This is a genomic window from Candidatus Hodarchaeum mangrovi, from assembly GCF_975850365.1.
This window is the reverse complement of sequence record NZ_CDLCQJ010000132.1, coordinates 1-8,282: the sequence shown is the minus strand read 5'-3', so window position 1 is coordinate 8,282 and position 8,282 is coordinate 1. Positions and strand designations below refer to the sequence as shown.

Genomic DNA, 8,282 nt, shown 5'->3' with positions numbered 1-8,282 from the left:
CAGAAAGATCTAACGATAAAAAGAGTTTTATCCCCCCGTTTTGATTCAGATTCTTGTAATTTTGAAAAACAAACTCTCTTGCCCCAGCAGCTGCCTGATTATGCCCTGAAAGAGCTAAAAACATTAAGGATTTTTGTGGAATAATATTATTTTCTTTTATAATCCGAATTAGTTCTAAAAGGGTTGCAATACCACATGCTTCATCTGCACCAGGGGAAATAGCAGGAATACAAGAAGAAGAGTCAAAATAAGCAGAAATAATGATGAGATCATCATCTAAGCCAGGTAAAAAGCCCATAATATTCTTTGCGTCAATTTCTTTCCACTCAACATCTGAATAAAGAGTGATGGATTGATTAAATTGCATGCTGGAATCTTTAATTATCGTAGCAAGTGTTTCATTTTCAATATAAATACGAGGGAATTCCAAGGGGATTTCAACGGATTTAGATTGGGCTTCAAATCGATTCGTATCATTGGTGGATAAAAAAACCACTGCTTTCGCTCCAAGGCTAACTGTATTAAGCCAATTATCTTGAGTATTAAATTCAAGTACTACAATTTTATTTTCAATTTCTTTCCCATCTAAATCGATATATTCTCCTGATCCTCCATAAACCAAGGTACCTGATAAACCAGAGTAGGATATTTTGTTTGTATGAACTGAATTAGGTATGAATGCATGAGCAGTGTAATTTACCCCATTCAGGTTAATTTTCGTATCATAATCCATTGGGATAAGAAGAGGATAAGAAATTGTTTGAACATTAACCAGACCTTGGTTAGTGAAAAAATTGAGAATATAATTAATGGTTTGTTCATACCCACCATAACCTGTGACCCGACTTCCAAAAGCAGATAGGTTTAGAATATGATCCTCAATATTTGGAAGAGAAGAGGAAATAATTTGATTGATATAGTATTGATAATCAATTGATTCAAACGTTCTTGGTAGAAATCGTATTGTATCGGAAATTAAATCTGTAGGGGCATTTGAAACTACTAAATTAGTAGTTAATGAAAAATTCGCTCGTACAGTAACAGGAACTATCATAATAATGAATATAAAGATACTTAAAAGAATTAGTTGAAGGCCATAAGTTTTTAACAAGTGCATCTGTGTATCAATTCCATGAAAAACTAAAGTAATCGGTATATTTGCGAATGATTCTTCTCTGAAAACATTAGATAAGAAAATCCTTATCTCTTTATTTTTTATTCAATGATTTATTTATTTGAGTTGTGCATTTTTCACAGAAATCGCTGTTTTTCTGCTTGGCTTCCCAAACACTATTTGAAAATGTCATAACACAAGGTAGATAGCAGTGTTTCAACCCAAATACGTGTCCTAATTCATGAGTTATTTCTTTTTGTATAAATTCAAGGTCCCTTTCAAGTCTAAATACTGAAACAACTGCACCAATACCTGTTGATGCTACTCCAAAAACAAAATTCAATTTTTCTACATAGGCATCCTTATTAACTATTAATAATACCATTTTATTACGATTAAGTGACATAACAGAAGCTAATAGACAATTTGCATCATATTGTTGCCTTGCAGGTTTCCAGCAAGAATGAGAGAGCTTAGCTAATTTATGGACATCAATCTGACTAAAAGGAAAAATATCCATCAGACGAGAGCTTAAATCACCAAGTAACGAGGGAGCGAGATTAGGATCTAAAAGAATAGTTAAACTTAATTGCATCATTTTTCCTCAAATTGTAGATTTTCTACAATTAACACAATTTAAACGAGAATGCTATAATGAAGTCCTAGTTTTCAACTTAAATTGGATATTTTTATTAGTCATATCTGGATATAAATTTGACTAATTTTTAAGTAATAAAACGGATTTTGCCCTTTGAAGAGAAAAATGTTAATATAAACTGTTAAATATTGAAAGGATGGAAGTGATTAAAGGGTTTTTCTGAATTTATGTGGAAGCGTTTCGTTGGAATAACAAATGTTTTTTATAACGAAGATAGAGAATAATGAAGCCAGCAACTAGGATAAACACACCAAATGAATCTAGAACCAACCCCATGGCATTAAAGGGTATGATATTACTCATTGAAGTTTCAGCTAACAGACTTCTTATTGGATCATGTGACTGGAAACCATACTGAATGGAAGGATTAATACTCCTAAATGTTACCCAGACCAGACTAGAAATAGCAGTAATACGAAAAGCGAGAGAACCGGCTTCTTCCCGGGACGGGGCCCATTGTTCCTTCTCATATATCAGAGTCGAAACAATTATTCCTAATAAGAACATCATTGTCACTTCTATAAGAAGTATCTGATTAAAAGTCGAAGTAATTGAAGGAACATAGGGGATTAGGATTGTCATTATTCCTAATTTAATTAGATTAACAGCACCAACCATTGAAAAGACCTTCCCCATCATTTCTTTGGGAAAGAAAAACCATATGAAGGCAATTTCAATCAGGGCGATTAGCATTACATCAAAAAATCCAATCTGAATATAATAACTATAATAGGGAATTACTACCATTTTTATCAACCAAGAGATCTATCCCCTACACTCTACTAAAAGTTAATTTTGCAGCTAATATCTAATATTAGTGTTGTTAAGCACACATAAATTAATAATAATGGTCTTTATTCAAAAATTTAGAATTAGCAAGCAAAATTTTTAGATTATTCTCAATCATATGGAAAAGGCTAAATGATGGACCTCTGGCCAGATCTTAGTTTAACACTGTTTAATGGATGGATTTTTCTAATATTTTTCTATATCCTTCAATTCTATAACGTGATTTTTGTTTCAATAGAAATCCGAGAAAAACTATTTTTTCGATCAAATTTTGATAGAAAACAATGGTTATTCACAATAATTGGTAAATTCATTGGAGTTTGTGCAATGTTATTAATGACGCTGACTCCAATAGCTTATGGAACTCTTGAATTTCTTGTTGGACTAATTATATACTTGATTGGAATGATTGGTCTTAGATATTCCGTAATAAATTTTATAACGACTCCTTTAAATCAGCCTGTGACTAAAGGAATGTATAGCTATTCAAGGAATCCTCAGGAAATGATGCTAACTGTTATACTATTTGGAATTGGGATTATAGTGAGCTCTTGGATTATTCTCATCCTATTAATCCTCTCTAAAATTTTCAATCATTTTCAAATTTTAGCTCAAGAAGAAGCCTGTATAAAACGATATGGTGATAGTTATCGAGAATATCTAAAAAGGGTTCCAAGATATTTCCTATTTTTCTAAATCACCAAATTTAGAAAAAATTATCTTATTGATTTATTAAAAATTTAAATCGCTCGGGGTATTGTTATGGATGTTATAGGTGAATATTCTATCCAAGATTTTCCGAGAAATCGCTTAGGTATTATTGATTATTTAGATGAAGCTCAAAAAAGACATATAATCACTGGACTTCTTGAGATAGATGTAACAAAAGCACGTGAATTAATAAAAAAGCATAAAGTTAACACAGGAACCACAGTTTCATTTACAGGCTGGATTTGTTGGTGTATAGGTCAAGTACTTAATGAGAACAAAGAAATTCATTCGGTTAGAAGAGGAAGAGGAAAATTAATTATTTTCAAAGATGTTGATATTACTATTCAAGTTGAAAGAGTTGTAGAAGGAAAGACTATTCCCTTACCCTATGTTCTTCGAAAAGTCAATAAGTTGTCAGTATTAGAAATAACACAAGAAATACGATCTGCACAAACCCAAGTCTTTGATAATCAAAGTGTTCAGGTTCTCGGTAATCGAAAGAAACTTCTTTACTTAGCTCGATTAGGAATTTATTTACCAAAATTCATACGGAAAAGATTTTGGAAACGGGTTCTCTGGGATCCCTTTTCAATGAAAAAATTATCAGGATTGGTTAGTGTTACATCTGTTGGAATGTTTGGATCACGGTTAGGATGGGCAATTCCGCTAACTGGATTTCCTATCTCAATAACAGTGGGAGGGATTGGTAAGAAACCAGGGATTTTTAATGAGACTATCCTCATCAGAGAATTTTTAGCTTTAACTCTTCAATTTGATCATGATATCGTTGATGGAGCACCTGCAGCAAGGTTTAGTACAAAATTAGTTGATTTTCTCGAAACAGCAAAAGGATTAGATTTAATATAAGAAACAGAATTCATTTAATTTCAGGAATTGAAAGAAAGGATTTTTTTACATAAAAATAAAATATTTATTGTTTCATCATTCAGGGAAATTGATCAGACTTATCATTTATTTCAATCAGAGGTAAAATACTTTGGATAAGTTAAAAATTACTGTAATAAAAAAATTTGATCCCAAAATTATTTTTGGTCATAATATACTTAGAACATCGACAGAAAAACCAATCCCTCCTTGTTTCCTAGAAGAAGGACGGGAATTTCTAGTGGATAATCATCTCAGTCCTCCGAAAGATTTTTGTGAACAAGCGTGGCATGATATTTATGAAACACTTATGATTTATTATTATGGCGGGGATTATGAGTATCCTGAACCAGGATTCACCTATATCCCATGTAATGATGGAATAAGGCCGGTTATTTTTAAGATAGAGAAGTTATAAAGGTATTAATGACATATCATAAATATGAAGTTCGTTAACTTTTTTTCCCTACAATTTTTACGCCTTCTATTCGGAGTGCAGGGACATTACAAAAGTTGAATTGATCAGTTTCTTTCGAAATACCTGAAATCTGGTGTAACCATTCATAGACATTACCAACAACCATTGTATCTTTTACTGCACGCTTAAAGTCTCCTTTTTCAATAATAAATCCACTTGATATTTGAGCACTCACCAATCCAGAACCAGGTTGTGGGAATCCAGCTATGGAATCAACAAAAAGTCCATGATCTATTTCTGCAATGAGATCTTCTATTGATTGTTGACCAGGTTTAATTAGAAGATTATGAGGATAAACAAGAGGTTGGGCTTTATAACCAGATCCAATGATTAACCTTGTTATATCCCAGCCAGTTCCATATCGTGATGCATTTCCAGTAGTTTTATCATTAAAGGCTTTGGCACTGCTAGAATGCTGAAGAAATTGTACTAATTCACCCTGATCAACCAAAATAGTGTTCGCAGTTGTAGCACCTTCGTCATCAAAAGGCTGAGATGAAAAATTTGCCTCTAATAATGGATTATCAGAGATAGTAATAGCATTGTTCGCCACTACACTACCTATTCTATCCTCCCAAGCTGAAGATTTCGCAATTACATTATCCCCTTTAAGTGCGTCCGTTATGACCGAAAAAATGTGGTCAGCTACAACATCAGGGGAAAAAACAACAGTACCAGTAAAACTAGTGATTGATCTAGGATTTAAAAGGTTTATAGCTTTCTTGGCAAGGATTTCACCTTGGACTTGAGCATCAAAATCTAGAGAGGTCGTTCTTCTTATCTCTGAACAAAGTCCAGTAACTTGATTATTCTCCTGCGCAATAGCTCCCAAATAGAAAATTCCATGACTACTTTTTGCTTCCAGATCTACTCCTATAGTATTTTGAACGCCTTTCCATCCATATTCAAGATATAGCTCACCTCTTTTTAATTTCACGCGTTCATCAACAGCTTCAGTAGAAACTAATCCTGATTTAGCAATACCAAGAGCCTCATCTATGGTAATAGAAATAAATTTTTTATCAAATAATCCATTAATCACCTTAGGTTTGGAACTTTCTGGAAAACAGGCATATTCATTAGGAGTACTGATCTGAGCAAGGTTGATGGCATTTTCTATTGCTTTGAGAACTTCTTCTTTTTTAAGGAAGTTATTTGTTGAAGCAAAACCCATTTGACTGTTTTTATTAATTATTCTGAATCCTATCCCTCCATCTATACCTTGATTATTCCCTGTTAGTTCAGAATTTCTAATTTGAATTTGGGTGAGATTTGTTAGGGTAAAAAATGCCTCAGCTGCCCCAACTTGAGCTTCTACATTTTTTAATGCATACTGAGCATTCTCTTTGAGAATTTCCCATGCTTGATCTAATGTCATTTATATACCTCCTTTTCCTCCGATCAAAATATTACAGCGTATTGCGGGTACAATCCTTCCTTGAATCGCAAACTGGCCTTTTCCACAAGCTCCAGGTCGTAATATAGATTTATTACTAACCCCATCTATTGTTTTAAAGACATCAATGGCATTTCCAGAAACATTAGCCCCTAAATGAGCCTTTTCAATGTTTCCTTGGTTAATCTGGAATGCACGTTGAAAACCAAAGGTAAAATCTCCATTTGAATTTGCCATGCCTCCAAAAGTTCCATCAAGAATAAAACCATGCCTAATATCCTCAACTAATTCTTCAAGAGAATAATCTCCAGCTTTCAATCCAATATTAGTCTGTCGAATCATTGGGGAGACACTAAAATCCCATGCGTGAGCGTTTCCAGTGGGCTCTGTACCCATCATAGACGCAGATGTTCTATCATGCATATATGATTTCAGAATACCATTTTCTATCAATGTGGTTGGAACACATTTGATTCCTTCATCATCATAAGTGAAATAACCTAAACCATGTTCTATTAATCCTGAATCATATATTGTTACCAATTCAGAGGATACAGTTCTTCCTATTAAAGCTTCATTAAACCCTCCTCCTGCCATAGCAAGGTCTGCTTCTAATGGATGCCCGATAGCTTCGTGTAACAATGTTGCACATAATGAAGGTTGGATAATCACCTTAAACATGCCAGCTGGACATGATTCCGCTTCTAATAAAGATTTTACTTCTCTTACTAAGTTTTCTACCATAAAATCAGGTTGATTTCTATCAAAAAGCTCCATTCCACCAGTATGTCCATAAGTTTCCGAGAATGGTATACGAGAATCGTGTTTTTTTAAGAGTAGATCGATTTTTAATTGTATTTTAGTGAATTCTTCCTGAATCTTAGATCCTTCAGAACTTAAAAAGAATTTTTTATCTGTTAATCCTAAGAGGTTTAAATTTGCATTTTTCAGTTCTGGTAAGTAACCAAACAACCCAGAGGAGATAGATCGAAGTAATTTGACGATTTCATCTTGAGAAAAGTTTTCAATAGGTTTTTGACACTTACTTTTAACAGAGTCATTAATAGAAGGAGATCTGGGAAGCTGGATTTTAGTTGTTTGGTGATTGGAAGCTGCTTTTGCTAATTTCTGTGCAGCGACAATTGATGATTGAATATTTTGAAAATCTGTTATATTTGTCCTTGTAAATCCCCATGCTCCATTAGATAATATTCTAATACCAATTCCATGCGATAAATTTCGTGAAGATTCTTCTAGAATACCATTTTTCATGCTATAGAGTGAGATAATACGATTTTGACCTCTTATTTGAACAAGATCCTTTGAAGAAAACTGATCCAAGGAATCTAATGCTTCTTCTATAAGATTAAAAATAATAAACACCCCTTTGGAAAATAAACAAGATATTTTACAAAAAATCCAATTAAGTTAATGAAATCTACCCATCTTAAATAATTACACCTTGTAAGATTTTAAAAGCAAACCTAAAAAATCGGATTAAACTAAATTAACGTCCATAAAAGAGAGATCAGAAATCTACAAAAAACTTCTTATGGATTCTCAAATATTCTATAATAACATGTCACTTCGTAAACGTATTGCCCTTGTTAGAGAACCTTCCCCGTCATTTCCTGCCTGTATTACTGCTTATGCCTTTCCCGACACGATAAATTACCAAAAGGCAAAAAAACAGCATATTGAATATTGTAATACCTTAGAAGAACTGGGATTAGAAGTCATCAAGCTTCCACCCGAAAAAAAATATCCCGATTCATGTTTTGTCGAGGATGCGGCAATTATCCATGGAAAAAGAGCATTAATTTCTCACTTTGGTGCATTATCAAGACGAGGCGAAGAAGAAAAAGTTTTAGCGGTACTAAGTCAAACATTGAAGGTAAAGAAATGTCTTGAACCTGCTACGATCGAGGGTGGTGATGTAATTCACTTTTCTAATCATCTAATATCAGGCATCACACAAAGATCGAATTATCAAGGAATACAACAACTTGCAACATGGTTAGGAGTCGAAATAAAGACTATTGAAGATCATTCTATTGTCCATTTAAAGAGTTACATCACTGCTTTGAATGAAACTACCATTATTACCATTAACAAATATGTTAGCCATCCAGAATTAAGTCAGTATAATAAACTTGTCCTAGACGATAAGGATGCTTATGCAGCAAACACCCTAACTATAAATGATAGTGTTCTAATACCAGCTGGTTATCCCGCAGTAACTAAGATGATT

9 protein-coding genes are annotated in these 8,282 nt (G+C 33.3%); 4 read left to right on the top strand and 5 right to left on the bottom strand.

Annotated elements, in window-relative coordinates; all coding sequences use genetic code 11:
- The 3 genes from ACWVCY_RS12490 to ACWVCY_RS12480 all read right to left on the bottom strand — a co-directional run.
- Nucleotides 1-1,117 (bottom strand): M28 family peptidase (locus tag ACWVCY_RS12490; RefSeq protein WP_455143161.1); only part of this gene is annotated, 1,117 nt, incomplete at its 3' end.
- Between the two features lie 91 nt (nt 1,118-1,208).
- Nucleotides 1,209-1,712, bottom strand: coding sequence for an archaemetzincin family Zn-dependent metalloprotease (locus ACWVCY_RS12485; protein WP_455143160.1), 504 nt, complete (start codon nt 1,710-1,712; stop codon nt 1,209-1,211).
- 225 nt (nt 1,713-1,937) lie between these two features.
- Nucleotides 1,938-2,519 carry a hypothetical protein gene (locus ACWVCY_RS12480; protein WP_455143159.1) on the bottom strand — a complete coding sequence of 194 codons (582 nt, stop codon included), beginning with the start codon at nt 2,517-2,519 and terminating at the stop codon, nt 1,938-1,940.
- 174 nt (nt 2,520-2,693) lie between these two features.
- On the opposite strand from ACWVCY_RS12480, the gene ACWVCY_RS12475 reads away from it, so the two are divergent.
- The 3 genes from ACWVCY_RS12475 to ACWVCY_RS12465 all read left to right on the top strand — a co-directional run bounded on the left by ACWVCY_RS12475 (nt 2,694) and on the right by ACWVCY_RS12465 (nt 4,575).
- Nucleotides 2,694-3,257 carry a methyltransferase family protein gene (locus tag ACWVCY_RS12475; protein ID WP_455143158.1) on the top strand — a complete coding sequence of 188 codons (564 nt, stop codon included), beginning with the start codon at nt 2,694-2,696 and terminating at the stop codon, nt 3,255-3,257.
- A gap of 66 nt (nt 3,258-3,323) precedes the next feature.
- A complete protein-coding gene (locus ACWVCY_RS12470) occupies nt 3,324-4,139 on the top strand; it encodes a 2-oxo acid dehydrogenase subunit E2 (RefSeq protein ID WP_455143157.1) in 816 nt (271 codons plus the stop codon).
- 130 nt (nt 4,140-4,269) lie between these two features.
- Complete coding sequence (locus ACWVCY_RS12465) at nt 4,270-4,575, top strand: TIGR04076 family protein (RefSeq protein WP_455143156.1); 306 nt, start codon at nt 4,270-4,272, stop codon at nt 4,573-4,575.
- A 34-nt stretch (nt 4,576-4,609) separates the two neighbouring features.
- Here ACWVCY_RS12465 and ACWVCY_RS12460 read toward each other — a convergent pair whose 3' ends face one another.
- Nucleotides 4,610-6,013: a TldD/PmbA family protein gene (locus ACWVCY_RS12460; RefSeq protein ID WP_455143155.1), complete on the bottom strand. Its 1,404-nt coding sequence runs from the start codon at nt 6,011-6,013 to the stop codon at nt 4,610-4,612.
- The gene (locus ACWVCY_RS12455; RefSeq protein ID WP_455143154.1) at nt 6,014-7,372 is read right to left on the bottom strand and encodes a TldD/PmbA family protein; all 1,359 of its coding nucleotides are present in this window, start codon (nt 7,370-7,372) and stop codon (nt 6,014-6,016) included.
- Between the two features lie 211 nt (nt 7,373-7,583).
- Here ACWVCY_RS12455 and ACWVCY_RS12450 point away from each other — a divergent pair.
- On the top strand, nt 7,584-8,282 hold a 699-nt coding region (locus ACWVCY_RS12450), incomplete at its 3' end, for an arginine deiminase family protein (RefSeq protein WP_455143153.1).